The sequence below is a fragment of the Pseudomonas sp. CH61 genome, from assembly GCF_059429415.1.
The window spans coordinates 2,990,652-3,008,852 of sequence record NZ_CM182098.1 but is presented as its reverse complement, the minus strand read 5'-3'; the positions used below and the strand labels follow the sequence as shown (position 1 = coordinate 3,008,852).

The 18,201-nt window shown below is 63.6% G+C and carries 2 protein-coding genes (1 of these 2 cut by a window edge); both read left to right on the top strand.

From position 1 onward, the window contains the following. The first annotated feature begins 82 nt into the window (after positions 1–82). Entirely contained in the window at positions 83–13,111 is a 13,029-nt protein-coding gene (locus AC5SEM_RS13345; protein WP_495473275.1) for an amino acid adenylation domain-containing protein, read from the top strand. After that, positions 13,108–18,201, top strand: the beginning of a protein-coding gene (locus AC5SEM_RS13340; RefSeq protein WP_495473274.1) for a non-ribosomal peptide synthase/polyketide synthase. Its footprint extends 12,735 nt past the window's final position; the window shows 5,094 of its 17,829 coding nt (coding positions 1–5,094); the start codon lies at positions 13,108–13,110; its stop codon lies beyond the right edge, outside the window. The genes AC5SEM_RS13345 and AC5SEM_RS13340 overlap by 4 nt, the downstream gene beginning before the upstream one ends.

Sequence of the window (18,201 nt, the reverse complement as noted above, 5' to 3'; positions counted from 1 at the left end):
TTTAGTTTTTCCAGGCTGCGCGCCGCGTGCACGGACTCGCTGCTGCGCGCTCCTTTTTTCCGTATTTACAGCAGGTTACCTCATGCATTTCAGCGAACTGATGGCTGCCATTTCCACCCATGCGATCCGCCTTCAACAGGAAGATGAAGACCTGGTCATTCTGGGCAGCGACGACGCGCTGGATGACGCGTTGTGGGACAGCCTCGCGGCGCACAAGGCGCAACTGCTGGAGCTAGTCGCCGAACACGGCGGTGACTGGCTGAGCCCGGCCTTTCGCATTACACCGGACATGCTGCCGCTGGTGACGCTGAATCAGGACACCCTTGACCGCATCGTCGCCACGGTGCCTGGCGGCGGCGCCAACGTGCAGGACATTTATCCGTTGTCCGCGTTGCAGGAGGGCATGCTCTATCACCACCTCTCGGCGGCTGCTGGCGACCCCTATATCTCGCAGGCGCGCTTCGTGTTCGACAGCCAGGAGCGCTTGAACGCCTTCGCCGAGGCGCTGCGCTGGGTGGTCAAACGTCACGACATTCTGCGCACCTCGTTTGTCTGGGAATACCTCGACGAGGCGGTGCAAGTGGTCTGGCGCGAGGCGCCGCTGCTGTGTGAAGAAGTCAGTGTCGACAGCGGCGCCGATGTGCTGACGCAACTGCTCGAACGCCACGACCCGCAGCACTTTCGTCTCGACATGCAACAAGCACCGTTGCTGCGCATGGTCTATGCGCAGGATCCTGCGCAGGGCCGTGTCGTTGCGCTGTTGCTGTTTCATCACATGATCATGGATCACGTGGCGCTGGATGTGCTGCGCCGGGAAATTCAGGCCTGTCTGCTCGGGCAGACTGCGCAAGTGCCAGCGGCGGTGCCGTATCGTGATCACTTGGCCAAGGCACGCAGTGCCGGCAGTGAGCAGGCGCAGGAAGCGTTTTTCCGCGAAATGCTCGCCGATATCGACGAGCCGACGCTGCCGTGTGGTTTGCAGGATGTACAGGGCGACGGCCACACCATCGAGGAAGCCGCGTTGATGCTCGACAGCCACTTGAGCCGGCAGTTGCGCGAGCAGGCGCGGCAGTTGGGCGTGAGTGTCGCGAGCCTGACGCACCTGGCGCTGGCACGGGTTCTGGGGCAATTGTCCGGGCGCACGGCGGTGGTGTTTGGCACCGTGCTGCTGGGGCGGATGGACGCGGGCGAGGGTGGCGAGCAGGCGTTGGGCATGTTCATCAACACCTTGCCGCTGCGCGTTGATGTCGGCGCGCAAAACGTGCGTGCCGGCGTGCGCACGACCCATCAGCGTCTGACGGCGTTGCTGGCGCATGAGCAAGCTTCGCTGGCGTTGGCGCAACGCTGCAGCGCCGTCGCGGTACCGACGCCGTTGTTCAGCGCGATCCTCAACTACCGGCACAGCAGCGTCGAAGAAGTCGCTGACGTGGTCGACATTGCCCCCGGTGTGCAGGTGCTCGGCGCGCGCGAGCGCACCAACTACCCGCTGACGATCAACATCGATGACCTCGGCGTGGACTTGCGCATCACCGCGCTGGCGGATGAAGTGCTGGGTGCCGAGCGCATGGCTGCTTACCTGAATGCGGCGCTGGAGAGTCTGCTCGCGGCCCTGCAAACCAGCGCCGATGTACCGCTGCAAGCGCTGCAAATCCTCCCGGCCAGCGAACGCGAACACCTGCTGCACGGCAGTAATTTGCCGCTGACGCAGTTCCCCGACACCCCGCTGATCCACCAGCAATTCGAAGCCCATGCACAGGCCCGACCGGACGCCACAGCGCTGATCTTCGAAGGGCAGACGCTCAGCTACGGCGAGCTCAACCGCCGCGCCAATCAGGTCGCCCATCATCTGCTGGCCCTCAGCATCCGCCCCGACGACCGCGTGGCCATCTGCGTCGAGCGTGGCCCACAGATGATCATTGGCCTGCTCGGCGTGCTCAAGGCTGGCGCCGGCTACGTGCCAATCGATCCGGCCTATCCGCTGGACCGTATCAGCTTCACCTTGCAGGACAGCGCCCCGGCAGCGCTGCTGATGCAGGCAGCAACGCGCGATCGCGTGGCTGATCTCGACGTGCCGCAAATTGACCTCGACGGCGCTCAGCTCAAGGCCGAACTCGACAGCAATCCGCACATTCCCGAGCTGATCCCGGCGCATCTGGCCTATGTCATCTACACCTCCGGTTCTACCGGTTTGCCCAAAGGCGTGATGGTCGAGCACCGCAACGTGGCGCGGCTGTTTTCTGCCACCCAGGACTGGTTCCAGTTCAACCAGCAAGACATCGGGGTGCTGTTCCATTCCTTCGCGTTCGACTTCTCGGTCTGGGAAATCTGGGCCGCGCTGGCGTTCGGCGGGCAATTGCTGCTGGTCCCGCAAGCCGTCAGCCGTTCGCCGGACGACTGCTATGCACTGCTCTGCGAAACCGGTGTGACCGTGCTCAACCAGACGCCGAGCGCGTTCCGCCAACTGATCGCCGCCCAGGGTCGCAGCACCTTGCAGCATTCCTTGCGGGAAGTGGTTTTCGGCGGCGAAGCGCTGGAGCCTGGGCTGCTCAAGCCGTGGTACGCGCGGGTCGGCAATGCCGGAACGCGGTTGGTGAACATGTATGGCATCACCGAAACCACGGTGCACGTGACCTATCGGCCGTTGCAGGCCGCCGACGCGCAATTGCTCGGCGTCAGCCCGATTGGCGTGCGCATTCCCGACCTGCAACTGTATGTCCTCGATGCGCAGCGCGAACCGGTTCCGGTCGGCGTGATTGGCGAGTTGTACGTCGGCGGGGCCGGGGTGGCGCGCGGCTATCTGAATCGCGAAGCGCTGACGGCCGAGCGTTTTATCAATGATCCGTTTGGCGCAAACGCCGAGGCGCGGTTGTATAAAACCGGCGACCTTGCGCGCTGGGCCGCTGATGGCAGCCTCGAATATCTGGGGCGCAACGACGATCAGGTGAAAATTCGCGGTTTCCGCATTGAGCTGGGTGAGATTGAGGCGCGTCTGTCTACCTGCGAAGGCGTGCGCGAAGCCGTGGTGATCGCCCGTGAGGACAGCCCCGGTGACCAGCGGCTGGTTGCCTACTGGCTGGCCGACGCCGACGCCGACGCCGGTGCCGCGCCTGACGTGGCGCAGTTGCGTGATCATTTGCTGGCCACGTTGGCCGACTACATGGTGCCGAGCGCGTTCGTTCGCCTGGAAGCCTTCCCGCTGACCACCAACGGCAAGCTCGACCGCAAAGCCTTGCCGCAACCGGACAGCGAGGCCTTCGCCCACCGTGGTTTCGAAGCGCCGGTTGGTGCCGTGGAAAACCTGATTGCCGAACTCTGGCAGACGTTACTCGGTGTCGAACAGGTCGGTCGTCATGACAATTTCTTCGAACTCGGTGGTCATTCGCTGTTGGCAGTGAAGCTGATCGAACGCATGCGCCAACAGGATCTGCACTGTGACGTACGCGTGTTGTTCGGTCAGCCGAGCGTGGCAGCGCTGGCGGCGACCTTGAGCAGCGAACGCGGCATTGTCGTTCCAGACAACCTGATCGAACCGGGTTGCACGCGCATTACCCCAGCCATGTTGCCGCTGGCCAATCTCGACCAAGCCGCTATCGACCGCGTGGTTGCCAGCGTGCCGGGCGGCATCGCCAATGTGCAGGACATCTATGCGCTGGCGCCGTTGCAGGCAGGGATTCTCTATCACCATCTGGCCACCAGCGCTGGCGATCCGTATGTGTTGCAGGCGCAATTTGCCTTCGACGGTCTGGCGCAGATCAAAACCTTCGTCCGCGCCTTGAACGGCGTGATTGCGCGCCATGACATTCTGCGCACTGGCATCTTCTGGGAGGGTCTTGAAGAGGCGGTGCAAGTGGTCTGCCGCGATGCAACACTGGCGCTGGAACGCGTCGATGCCGATGAACTCGACGGCGATGTACTCGAGCAGATGCAGGCGCGTTTCGATCCCCGCCACTATCGTCTGGACCTTAACCGCGCGCCGCTGGTGCGCTTTGTCTACACCGAAGATCAGCCGCACAACCGCTGGATCGGCATTCTCCTGCTGCACCATATCGTCCTCGATCACACGGCGCTGGACGTGCTGGTGGCGGAAATGAACGACGTCATGCTCGGCCATAGCGTCGATCTGCCGCCGCCGGTGCAGTATCGTAACTTTGTCGCACAGGCGCGGCTCGGCGCCGATGATCAGGCCCATGAGGCGTTCTTCCGCGAGATGCTCGCCGACATTGACGAGCCGACCGTGGCCTTCGGTTTGCAGGACGTGCACGGCGACGGCAGCGATATCCTCGACAGTCATGCGGAGCTGGACGTCAACCTCGGCCAACGTCTACGCGAGCAGGCGCGGCGGCTGGGTGTCAGCGTGGCCAGTCTGGTGCACCAGGCTTGGGCTCAAGTGTTGGCTCAGGTGTCCGGCCAGCAGGACGTGGTGTTCGGCACCGTTTTGCTCGGGCGCATGCAGGGTGGGGAGGGCGCTGATCGGGCGCTGGGCATGTTTATCAACACCTTGCCGCTGCGCGTCAGTGTCCGGGCAGATTCGCTAGAAAGCGGCGTGCGTGCCACCCATGCACGTCTGGCACAGTTGCTCGGCCATGAGCAGGCTTTGTTGGCGTTGGCCCAGCGTTGCAGTGGTGTCGCCGGGTCGCAGGCGCTGTTCAGCACCTTGCTCAACTTCCGCCACAGTGCGCCGGATTCGGCCGCTGTAACGTGGGATGGCGTGCAGATTCTCAGCTCGCGCGAGCGCAGCAATTATCCGCTGGTCGTCAGCGTCGACGACCTCGGCGAAGGTTTCCGCTTGAGCGTGCAAGCCGTGCCGCAGGTGGATGGCGCGCGGGTCTGCGACTTCTTGCAAACTGCGTTGCACAGTCTGGTCACGGCGCTGGAGTACACGCCGACGACGCCGTTGCAGCAGCTATCGATCGTGTCGCCGGGCGAGCGGCAGCGTGTGCTGGTCGGCTTCAACATCAGCGGTCGTGAATACCCGCCCGCGCAGACAGTGCCGCGGCTCTTTGAAGCGCAAGTCTTGGCGCATCCCGAAGCATTGGCGGTGGTGCAGGGTGAGCAACAGTTCAGCTACCGCGAACTGAATCAGCGCGCCAATCGCCTCGCCCATCACCTGATCGGCCTCGGCGTGCAAGTCGACGATCGTGTTGCGCTGTGCCTGCGTCGCGGCCCGAACATGCTTGTTGCAATGCTGGCGATTCTCAAGGCCGGCGCCGGTTATGTGCCGATTGATCCTGATTACCCGGCAGAACGCATCGCCTACCTGTTGCAGGACAGCGATCCGATCGCGGTGCTGGCGCAGGCCTCGACGCGCGACCTGCTTGGCGCTGTCCCCGTGATCGATCTGGGCACCAACGACTGGCGGCACTTGCCTGAGCACAATCCGCAACTGCCGAAGTTGACCCCGGCGAATCTGGCCTACGTGATCTACACCTCGGGCTCTACCGGGCAACCAAAAGGCGTGATGGTCGAGCACAGCACTCTGGAAAACCTTGTGCACTGGCACGCCGAAGCCTTCGATCTGCACGCCGGCAGTCACACCGCCAGCGTCGCCGGTTGCGGTTTCGATGCCATGGCCTGGGAAGTCTGGCCAGCGCTGTGCGTCGGCGCGACTTTGCACCTGCCACCGCCCACGATTGGCAATGAACACTTGGATGAATTGCTCGAGTGGTGGCGCGCGCAGCCGTTGCAGGTGAGCTTTCTGCCGACCCCGGTCGCCGAATACGCATTCAGCCGTGAACTGGGCCATCCGACCTTGCGCACGCTGCTGATCGGTGGCGACAAGTTGCGCCAGTTCCCGCGTGATCAGACGTTCGATGTAATCAATAACTACGGCCCGACCGAAGCCACGGTGGTGGCGACGTCCGGGCGCATCGAGCCCGGCCGGGTTCTGCACATTGGCCGGCCGATTGCCAATGCCAAGGTCTATCTGCTGGATCGCCAGCAGCAGCCGGTGCCGACCGGTGTGCAAGGCGAGTTGTATGTCGGTGGCGCCGGGGTTGCGCGCGGTTATCTGAATCGTCCGCAACTGACCGCTGCACAGTTCCTCGACGACCCGTTCAGTGACGAGCCGCACGCACGCATGTACCGCACCGGTGACCTCGCGCGCTGGCTGGACGATGGCAACATCGAATACCTGGGGCGTAACGATGATCAGGTGAAATTGCGCGGTGTGCGTATTGAGTTGGGTGAAATCGAAGCTGCGTTAGGCACTCATCACGCGGTCCGCGAATGCGTGGTGCTGGTGCGTGATGGGCGTCTGGTTGCATGGTTCACCGAAATCGAGACTGTCGAAACCGGCGACTTGCACCGCCACCTGCAAGCGCGACTGCCGGACACGTTGGTGCCGGCGGCTTACGTGCGCCTGCACAGCCTGCCGCTCACGGCTCACGGCAAACTCGACCGCAAGGCCCTGCCCGAACCGGATCAGGACGCCTGGCTCAGCCGCGAATATGAAGCGCCACAAGGCCCGGTCGAAATGGCGCTGGCACAGATCTGGGCCGACGTACTCAACATCGAACAGATCGGCCGCCACGACAACTTCTTCGAACTCGGCGGTCATTCGCTGTTGGCGGTGAGCCTGATCGAACGCATGCGTCAGGCCGGTCTGAACGCCGATGTGCGGGTGCTGTTCAACCAGCCGAGTCTGGCCGCGCTGGCGCGGGCCTTGGGCAGTGGCCGGGAAATCGCAGTGCCGGCCAATCTGATTGCGGCCGATTGCACGCACATCACCCCGGACGTGCTGACCCTGACCTCGCTGGATCAGGTCAGCATTGATCGTATTGTTGCGACGGTGCCGGGCGGTGCTGCGAATGTGCAGGATATCTATCCGCTGGCACCGTTGCAGGAAGGCATTCTTTATCACCATCTGAGCGCCGAGCAGGGTGATCCGTACCTGCTGCAATCACGTCTGGCCTTCGACAGCCTCGAGCGTTTACAAACCTTCGCCACGCATTTGCAGCAGGTCATCGCCCGTCACGACATTCTGCGCACCAGCGTGGTCTGGGAAGGTTTGCCGAGCCCGCAGCAAGTGGTCTGGCGTCAGGCGCAGATGGTCGTCCAGCCAGTGCTGCTGGATGCGCAGGACGGTGACATCCTCGAGCAGTTGCACGCGCGTTTCGATGCCCGGCATTTCCGCCTCGACCTGAATCAGGCACCGTTGATCCGCATGGTTTACGCCGAAGATCCGTTGCACCAGCAAGTCGTCGCCATCGTGCTCTTCCATCATTCGATTCTCGACCACACCGCCATGGACGTGATCGGTCGGGAAATGCACGCATTGATGTTCGATCAGCTCGACACGCTGACGCCGCCGATGCCGTACCGCAACTACGTGGCGCAGGCTCGCCTGGGCGCCGATGAGCAGGCGCACGAAGCGTTCTTCCGCGAGATGCTCGGCGATATCGACGAGCCGACCTTGCCCTTCGGTCTGCAGGATGTCCAAGGCGACGGGCGTGGCATCGAAGAAGCGCTGCAACCGGTCGATGCCGCGCTCAATCTGCGCCTGCGTGAACAGGCGCGACAGTTGGGCGTCAGCCCGGCGAGCCTGATGCACATGGCCTGGGCGCAGGTGCTGGGCGTAGTCTCCGGCCGCCGCGACGTGGTCTTCGGCACGGTGTTGATGGGGCGGATGCAGGGTGGCGAGGGCGCCGACCGCACGCTGGGGGTATTCATCAATACCCTGCCACTGCGCGTTGATCTCGCTGAAGGCGTGCGCGTCGGGGTGAAAACGACTCATGCGCGGCTGACAGCGCTTTTGGGTCATGAACACGCCTCGTTGGCGCTGGCTCAACGATGCACTGGCATGGCCGGTTCCGCGCCGCTGTTCAGCGCCTTGCTCAACTACCGGCACAGCGCCGCCGCACAACAGCCGCGCGACGGCCAGGGTATCTGGCAGGGCGTACGCATGCTTGGCGGCGAGGAGCGCAGCAATTATCCGCTGACCCTGTCGGTGGATGATCTGGGCGAGGGGTTTGCCCTCGACGTGCTGGCAGTCGCCGAGATTGGTGCACAGCGGATCTGCAGTTACATGCATACCGCACTGGAACATCTGGTGACCGCACTGGAAGAGGCGCCGCAACGTCCGCTCAACCGTTTGCCGGTACTCTCGGTGGCGGAATACGAACACTTGCTGGTCGGCTTCAACCAGCACTCAGCAGCCTATCCGCGTGGCGCGACGATTCAGCGGATGGTCGAGGCTCAGGCCGAACAGCAGCCGGAGGCACTGGCGGTGGTGCAGGGCACGCAGCACCTGACCTACGCGCAGCTCAATCAGCGCGCCAATCGCCTGGCCCATCACTTGCTCGGGCTCGGCGTGCAGCCCGATGACCGCGTCGCCGTGTGCCTGCGCCGCAGCCCGGACATGCTCGTCGCGTTGCTGGCGATCCTCAAGGCTGGGGCCGGTTATGTACCGGTCGATCCGGCGTACCCGGCGGAACGCATCGCCTATCTGTTGCAGGACAGCGCGCCGATGGCGGTACTGGCCCAGGCTGCGACGGCTGACTTGCTCGGAAGCGTGCCGCTGATTGATCTGGACAATCCCACCTGGCAGCAGTTGTCCGACCGCAATCCGCATTTGCCGACGCTGACCCCGGCGCATCTGGCCTATGTGATCTACACCTCCGGCTCCACCGGCCAGCCGAAAGGCGTGATGGTCGAACACGCGACGCTGGAGAACCTGGTGCACTGGCACTGCGAGGCCTTTGACCTGCGTGCAGGCAGCCACACGTCGAGCGTCGCCGGTTTCGGTTTCGATGCCATGGCGTGGGAGGTCTGGCCGGCGCTGTGTGTCGGCGCGACCCTGCACCTGCCGCCGCAAACGGTGAGCAACGAGCACCTCGATGAGTTGCTGGAATGGTGGCGTGCGCAGCCATTGCAGGTGAGTTTCCTGCCGACGCCGGTCGCCGAATATGCGTTCAGTCGCGACCTCGGGCACCCGACTTTGCGCACGCTGTTGATCGGTGGCGACAAACTGCGCCAGTTCCCCCGCGAGCAGACCTTCGCAGTGATCAATAACTACGGCCCGACCGAAGCCACGGTGGTTGCCACTTCTGGCGCGGTCGAGGCCGGGCAGGTGCTGCATATCGGTCAGCCGATGGCCAACGCGAAGATTTATTTGCTCGACGACCAGCAGCGCCCGGTACCAATCGGCGTCGCTGGCGAGTTGTATGTTGGCGGTGCCGGCGTGGCGCGCGGTTATCTGCATCGCCCCGAGCTGACTGCCGAACGCTTCCTCGACGACCCGTTCAGCGACGAACCGCAGGCGCGCATGTACCGCAGCGGCGACCTCGCACGCTGGCTGGCTGACGGCACAATCGAGTATCTGGGACGCAACGATGATCAGGTCAAACTGCGTGGTGTGCGCATCGAGTTGGGTGAAATCGAAGCGGCGTTGAGCGCTCACGCGGCCGTGCAGGATTGCGTGGTGCTGGTGCGCGACGGCCAGTTGCTGGCGTGGTTTACCGAACGTTTGAACGTCGAGATCGAGGATTTGCGCAGTCATCTGCAAGCGCAGTTGCCGCAGGCCCTGGTGCCCGCCGCTTACGTGCGCCTGCAATCCCTGCCGCTGACCGCCAACGGCAAACTTGATCGCAAGGCGTTGCCGGAGCCGGATCAAATGGCGTGGCTGACCCGCGAATATGCCGCACCGCAAGGCTCGGTGGAAATCGCCCTGGCGCAGATCTGGTCGGACGTCTTGAACGTTGAACAGGTCGGCCGCCACGACAACTTCTTCGAACTGGGCGGGCATTCATTGCTGGCGGTGACGCTGATTGAACGCATGCGTCAGGTCGATCTGAGCACCGATGTGCGCGTGCTGTTCAGCCAACCGACATTGGCCGCGCTGGCGGCCGCGGTGGGCAGTGGGCGCGAGGTTGCAGTACCGGACAATCTGATTCCCGCCGATTGCACACAGATCACCCCGGACATGCTGCCACTAGTGCAACTGGATCAGGCCAGCCTCGAGCGCATCGTTGCTACGGTGCCGGGTGGCGCTGCCAACGTGCAGGATATTTATCCGCTGGCGCCGTTGCAGGAGGGGATTCTGTATCACCACCTCAGCGCCGTGAAAGGCGATCCGTACCTGCTGCAATCGTGTCTGGCATTCGACAGTATCGAACGTTTTCAAGGGTTCGCTGCGGCGCTGCGTCAAGTCATGACGCGCCACGACATCCTGCGCACTTCGATAGTCTGGCAAGGCCTGACGGCGCCGGTGCAAGTGGTCTGGCGGCAGGCGGAGCTACCGGTCCAAGCCGTGGCGCTGGAGCCTGCGCAGGGCGAAGCCATCGATCAGTTGCGGGCGCGCTTCGATGCGCGGCACTGGCGTCTGGACCTGGATCAGGCACCGCTGCTGCGTCTGGTGTATGCCCTCGATCCGGACAATCAGCGTGTCGTCGCCATGCTGTTGTTCCATCACATTGCCATGGACCACACCGCGCTGGCGGTGGTCAGCGAAGAAATGCAGGCGATTTTGCGCGGCGATGAACGATTGCCTGTGCCCGCAGTGCCGTACCGCAATTATGTCGCGCAGACCCGTCTTGGCGTCAGCGAGCAAGAGCACGAAGTGTTCTTCCGCGAGATGCTCGGTGACATCGACGAACCGACGCTACCGTTTGGCTTGCAGGATGTGCATGGCGACGGTAATGACATCGAGGAAGTCTGCCAGGCGCTACCCGCCGTGGTGGCGCAGCGTCTGCGCAGTCAGGCACGCTTGCTCGGCGTCAGCGTCGCCAGCCTGTTCCATCTCGCTTGGGCACAGGTTCTGGCGGCAACGTCCGCTCAGGAGCGCGTGGTGTTCGGCACGGTGCTGCTTGGCCGCATGCAGGGCGGCGCAGGTGCGGATCGCGGACTGGGCATGTTCATCAACACCTTGCCATTGCGCGTGGATGTTGACGAAACCGACGTGCGCGCCGGGGTCAAGGCGACCCATGCGCGGCTCAGTGCGCTGCTGGCTCACGAACATGCTTCGCTGGCGCTGGCCCAGCGTTGCAGCGGTATCGCGGCGCCGTCGCCACTGTTCAGCGCGATGCTCAACTACCGGCATAGCGACAGTGAGGCCCGTCAGAACGCCAAGCGTGAATCCTGGCAGGGCATCGAATCCCTTGCCGGCGAGGAGCGCACCAATTACCCGTTGACCCTCAACGTCGACGATCTCGGCAACGGCTTCCAACTGACAGTGATGACGCCGTCGCGCATTGGTGCGGCACGCGTTGGTCAGTACATGCACAACGCGCTGATCGCACTGGTTGAAGCCTTGGAGCACACACCACAGCAACCGTTGAACCGCCTGACGGTGTTGGCGGACGAGGAGCGGCAGGCGTTGCTGTTCGGCCTCAACGACACCGCCGTCGATTACGATTTGCAGCAGACGCTGCACGGCTTGTTCGAAGCGCAAGTGCAGCGTACGCCACAGGCTGTGGCCGTCGTCGCCGGCGATCAGGCATTGAGCTACACGCAGTTGAACGAACGCGCCAACCGTTTGGCCGGGCATTTGATCAGCCTCGGCGTGCAGGTGGATTCGCGGGTGGCGATCTGTGTCGAACGCAGCCTGGAAATGGTCATCGGCCTGCTGGCGATCAATAAGGCCGGCGCCGCTTATGTGCCGCTCGATCCGGCTTATCCGCCGGAGCGCCTGGCCTACATGCTCGAGGACAGCGCGCCGGCCGTGGTGCTGGTGCACGGGGCGACCCGCGCGCTGTTGGGAGAGCTCTCGGCACCGGTAATCGACCTCGATCAGAACACTTGGCAATCCCTGTCTGCCGACAATCCGCAAATCCCGGCGCTGACACCCCAACACAGCGCCTACGTGATCTACACCTCCGGCTCGACCGGTCAGCCAAAGGGCGTGGTCAACGAACATGCCGGTGTGGTCAACCGCTTGCTGTGGATGCAGGACGCCTATTGCCTGAGCGCTGCCGATTCGGTGTTGCAGAAAACCCCATTCAGTTTTGACGTGTCGGTGTGGGAGTTCTTCTGGCCGCTGATGACCGGTGCGCGACTGGTCATGGCGCGGCCCGACGGACACAAGGATCCGCAATACCTCACCGAAGTGATCGAAACCGAAAACATCACCACGCTGCACTTTGTGCCGTCGATGCTCGATGTGTTCCTCGCCAACAGCGACACCACACGCTGCGATAGCCTCCGGCAGGTGATGTGCAGCGGTGAGGCGTTGCCGGGCAGTCTGGTGCGACGTTTCAAACTTCAGTTAACGGGCAGCGAGTTGCATAACCTCTACGGCCCGACGGAAGCGGCCGTCGACGTGACCGCGTGGGATTGCGCCGGATCCATCGAGCAGACCCCGGACAACACGCCGATCGGCAAGCCGATCGCCAACACCCGAATGTACATCCTCAATGCGCAACAGCAGCCGGTGCCGCAAGGCGTGGTCGGCGAGTTGTACATCGCTGGCGTGCAGGTGGCGCGCGGTTATCTGAACCGACCTGAGCTGAGTGCCGAGCGCTTCCTCAACGATCCGTTCCAGCCTGGGGGGCGCATGTACCGCACCGGCGACGTCGCGCGGTATCGGCCGGACGGCAATATCGAATACCTGGGGCGTAACGATGATCAGGTGAAGATTCGCGGTCTGCGTATTGAACTGGGCGAAATTCAGGCACGCCTGACCCAGGTCCACGGCGTGCAAGAAGCGGCGGTGCTGGCCCGCGAAGACGTGCCGGGCGACAAACGTCTGGTCGCCTATTACACCGGCGAACGGTTGGATATCGACCTGCTGCGCAGTCATTTGATCGAGCATTTGCCGGACTACATGGTGCCCGCCGTGTTCGTGTATCTCGACGCTTTGCCGCTGAGCCCCAACGGCAAACTCGACCGCAAGGCGCTGCCGGCGCCGGATCAGCAATCACTGAAAACCCGCGAATACGAAGCCCCGGTCGGCGACGTCGAAATCACCCTCGCACGGCTCTGGGCCGAGCTGCTCAACGTCGAACGGGTAGGGCGCCACGACCACTTCTTTGAACTGGGTGGTCACTCATTACTGGCGGTCAGTCTGATCGGCCGGTTGCGTCAGGAAGGCATGGAAGCCGATGTCAGGTCGCTGTTCGAACAGCCGACCCTGGCCGGCTACGCCGCAATTACCGAAAGAATGGAGATCGTCCTGTGAACGTGATCGAACTGTTGGCCACATTGAAGGCTAAAGACATCCAACTGGCGGTCACCGATGATCAGCTGCGGGTGAACGGCAACAAACAGGCCTTGAGCGATCCGGCATTGCTGGCGCTGTTGCGCGAACACAAAACGGCGCTGATCGAACTGATCAAGGCCGGGCAATACTCGGCCACCAAGGCTGGTCAGGTCGAAGTGCCGGCCAACGGCATCGCGGCCGACGCCACGCAGATCACCCCGTCGATGCTGACCTTGGTCGAGCTGGATCAGGCCAGCATCGACCACATCGTGGCGCAAGTGCCCGGCGGCGCGGCGAATGTGCAGGACATCTACCCGTTGGCACCCTTGCAGGAAGGCATTCTTTACCACCACGTCAGTGCTGGTGAAGGCGATCCGTATGTCATGCAGTCGCAATTCGCCTTCGCCAGTCGCGAACGTTTTCAGGCGTTCGCGCAAGCGTTGCAAACGGTGATCGATCGCCATGACATTCTGCGCACTTCGGTGCACTGGCAAGGCCTGCACGCACCGGTGCAAGTGGTCTGGCGCCGCGCCGATCTGCCCGTGGAAGAAGTCGTGGTGCCTGACGCTGACAGCGATGTGCTGGCGTACCTGCACGAGCGTTTCGACGCCCGACACTTTCGCCTCGACGTCAGCCGCGCGCCGCTCATGCGTCTGGCCCATGCCTGGGACGAAGCTGGACAGCGAGTGATCGCCACCTTGCTGTTCCATCACATGGCCCTCGACCACTCGGCCCTCGACGTGGTGCGGCATGAAATGCGCGCCTGCCTCAGCGGGCAGCGCGAGCTGTTGGGGCGGCCGGTGCCGTTCCGCAATTACGTGGCGCAGGCGCGTCTGGGTGTCAGCGAAGCCGAGCATGAGGCGTTTTTCCGCGGCATGCTCAGCGACATCGACGAGCCGACGTTGCCGTACGGTTTACAGGACGTGCAGGGTGACGGCAGCGAGATTGTTGAATTGAGCCAGCCGATCGAAGCGCTGCTGGGCCAGCGCTTGCGCGCCCAGGCACGCCAGCTCGGGGTGAGTGCCGCGAGCCTGTTTCACCTCGGTTGGGCGCAGGTGCTGGCAGCGTTGACCGGCAAGCAGCAGGTGGTGTTCGGCACGGTGCTGATGGGGCGCATGCAGGGCGCCGAAGCCATTGACCGGGCGCTGGGGATCTTCATCAACACCTTGCCGTTGCGGGTAAATGTCGACAGCGCCGACGTGCGTGCCGCCGTCAACGCGACCCATGCGCGGCTGACCTCGCTGATGCGCCATGAATACGCGCCGCTGGCCTTGGCCCAGCGCTGCAGCAACGTGGTCGCACCGACGCCGCTGTTCAGCACGCTGCTCAATTACCGCCACAGCCACAACGTCAGCACGGCCAGCGCTGAAACGCTCGCGGCGTGGGAGGGCATTGCCACCCTGCACTCCGAGGAACGCACCAACTATCCGCTGACCCTGAGCGTCGATGACCTCGGCGACGCGTTCAGTCTGACGTTGCTGGCAAGCACGCAAATCGACCCGCAGCGGATCTGCGCCTACATGCACTGCGCGCTGGAAAATCTGCTGCGGGCACTCGAGCAGGCGCCGCAAACACCGATCAATCAACTGCCGGTTCTGCCGGCAGCGGAGCTTGAGCAACTGCTGGTCGGCTTCAACGCTACGCAAATGAGTTTCCCGCCGGCCCAAACCCTACAGCAACGCTTTGAAGCGCAGGTTGCCGAGCGGCCGGAAGCGCTGGCCGCAGTGTTTGCCGACGCACAGTTGACCTACGCCGAGTTGAACCGCCACGCCAATGCCCTGGCGCATCACCTGATCGAACGCGGGGTAAAACCCGACGACCGCGTGGCCATCGTCGCCCGCCGGGGGCTCGATACGCTGATCGGGCTGGTCGCGATTCTCAAGGCCGGCGCCGGTTACGTGCCGGTCGATCCGGCGCACCCGGCCGAGCGCTTGAACTATCTGCTCGGCGACAGCGCGCCGGTGGTCGTCCTCACCCAAACCGATCTGCGTGAGCGCTTGCCGGCGCTGGATGTGCCGGTGATCGACCTCGACCGCTGCACTTGGCCATTGACCTGCACGCTCGACCCGCACGTGCCGGGCCTGACCGCTTCACATCTCGCGTATGTGATCTACACCTCCGGCTCCACCGGCCTGCCCAAGGGTGTGATGGTCGAGCATCACACCTTGAACAACCTGGTCGATTGGCACTGCACGGCCTTCGACCTGTGCGCCGGTCGCCACACCTCGAGCCTCGCCGGTTTCGGTTTCGACGCGATGGCCTGGGAAGTCTGGCCGGCGCTGTGCGCAGGTGCGACGCTGCACTTGGCGCCGACCCACAATGGCAATGAAGACATCGACGCGCTGCTTGAGTGGTGGCGGGCGCAGCCGCTGGACGTGAGCTTTCTGCCGACGCCAGTGGCCGAATACGCCTTCAGCCAGAACCTCGAACACCCGACCCTGCGCACGCTGTTGATCGGCGGTGACCGCTTGCGCCAGTTCAATCGCAACCAGCATTTCGACGTGATCAACAACTATGGCCCGACCGAGGCCACGGTGGTCGCGACATCAGGCCGGGTCGACAGCGGCGACGCGTTGCACATCGGTCAACCGGTGAGCAACGCCACGGTGTACCTGCTTGATGAGCAGCAACGCCCGGTGCCGATGGGCGTGGCGGGCGAGCTGTACGTCGGCGGTGCCGGTGTCGCTCGTGGTTACCTCAATCGAGCGGAAATGACCGCCGAGCGTTTTCTGCGTGACCCGTTCAGCCGCTTGCCGAACGCGCGCATGTACCGCACCGGTGACCTTGCGCGCTGGCGCGAGGACGGCACCCTCGAATACCTGGGGCGCAATGACGATCAGGTGAAAATCCGTGGCGTGCGCATCGAGCTGGGGGAAATCGAAACCTGCCTCAACCAGTTGCCGGGGATTCAGGAAGCTGTGCTGCTGGCCCGCGAAGATCAGCCCGGCCAGCCACGACTGGTGGCGTATTTCACTGAACAAGCACAGGTCGAAGCGCTGCCGGTCGGCGAGTTGCGCGCGCAACTGCTGAGCCGCTTGCCGGAGTACATGGTGCCGGTGGCGTTCGTCAAACTCGCCGCGTTGCCGTTGACCGCCAATGGCAAGGTCGACCGCAAAGCCTTGCCGGCGCCGGAGCTGTCGGCGCTGTTCACCCGCGAATACGCGGCGCCCGAAGGCGAGGTGGAAACCGCGCTGGCGCAGATCTGGGCCGACGTGCTGCAGGTCGAACGGGTCGGTCGTCAGGATCACTTTTTCGAACTCGGCGGTCATTCGCTGCTGGCGATGCGCATGGTCTCGCAAGTGCGCCAACGGCTCGGCGTCGAACTGGCACTGGCTGAGCTGTTTGCCAACGCCGAACTGGCGGCGGTCGCTGCGGTACTGAGCGAAGCGGGGCGCTGCACGCAGCCAGAGATTGTGCCAGTGCCGCGTGACGGCGCCTTGCCGCTGTCGTTCGCCCAGCAACGTCTGTGGTTTCTGGCGCAAATGGAAGGTGCCAACACCGCGTACAACATTCCTGTGGCCCTGCGTTTGCGTGGCCGCCTCGACGACGCTGCGCTCCAGCGAGCACTGGCGCGGATCGTTGCCCGCCATGAAACCCTGCGCAGCCGTTTCGCCCAGTTCAATGACCAGGCACAGGTGCTGATCGCTCCAGTCGACAGCGGCCTGTTGCTGCGCGTCGAAGACTTGCGCCAACACCCGCAACCCGAGCAAGCCTTGCAGGCGCTGATTCAGGGCGAAGCCTCAGGGCCGTTCGATTTGCAGGACGATGCGCTGATTCGCGGACGGCTGGTGCGTCTGGCCAACGATCATCACGTGCTGTTGCTGACGATGCACCACATCATTTCTGATGGTTGGTCGATGGGCGTTTTGACCCGCGAACTGATGGCGCTGTATCAGGCGTTCAGCCAGGGGCAACCGGATCCGCTGCCGCCGCTGACGCTGCAATACACCGATTACGCCGTGTGGCAGCGGCGCTGGCTTAGCGGTGAGGTGTTGCAGCGCCAGAGCGAATACTGGCAGCAGACGCTGGCGGGCGCGCCGGCGCTGTTGCTGTTGCCGACCGATCGTGCACGACCGGCGCAGCAGGATTACGCCGGCAGCAGCGTCGACGTGGTGCTCGATGAACGTTTGAGTGCCGGCCTCAGGGCGCTGGGCCAGCGCCATGGCGTGACGCTGTACATGACGCTGATGAGCGCCTGGGCCATGCTGCTCAGTCGTTTGTCCGGTCAGTCTGAGGTGGTGATCGGCTCGCCCGTGGCCAACCGCACCCGCGCCGAGATCGAAGGTTTGATCGGCATGTTCGTCAACACCCTGGCCTTGCGCATCGACACCTCGGGCGAACTCAGCGTCGAAGCGCTGCTGGCCCGAGTCAAGGCGCTGACGCTGGCGGCGCAGGCGCATCAGGATCTGCCGTTCGAGCAAGTGGTGGAAATCACCCGACCATTGCGCAGCCTGGCGCACAGCCCGGTGTTCCAGACGTTGCTCAGTTGGGACGGTCTGCAAGGCCCGGCGCTGGCCCTCGGTGATTTGACCCTGGAAGGCGTGGCGGAGCCGAGCCACTTCGCCAAGTTTGATGTGTCGCTGAACCTGGCCGAGTCCAACGGTGTGATTCGTGGTTCGCTGGAGTACGCCACGGCGCTGTTCGACGAGGCGACGGTGCTGCGTTTTGCCGGCTATTTCCAGCGTCTGTTGCAGGCGATGGTCGCCAATGATCAAACGGTGCTGGAACACGCACCGCTACTGGCAGAGGACGAACAACAGCGGCTGCTGAATGAGTTCAATGCCACGGCAGTGGATTACGACCTAGAGCAGACCCTCCACGGTCTGTTCGAGGCGCAAGTGGCGCGCACGCCACAGGCGCCGGCGGTGCTCGCTGGTGAACAGCGCTTGAGCTATGCCGAGCTGGACGCCAAGGCCAACCAACTGGCGCGCCACCTGCGTGGCTTGGGTGTGCAGGCGGATTCGCGGGTGGCGATCTGTGTCGAGCGCGGTCTGGACATGGTTGTCGGTCTGCTGGCGATCCTCAAGGCTGGCGGTGGTTATGTGCCGCTGGACCCGGCGTATCCGCTG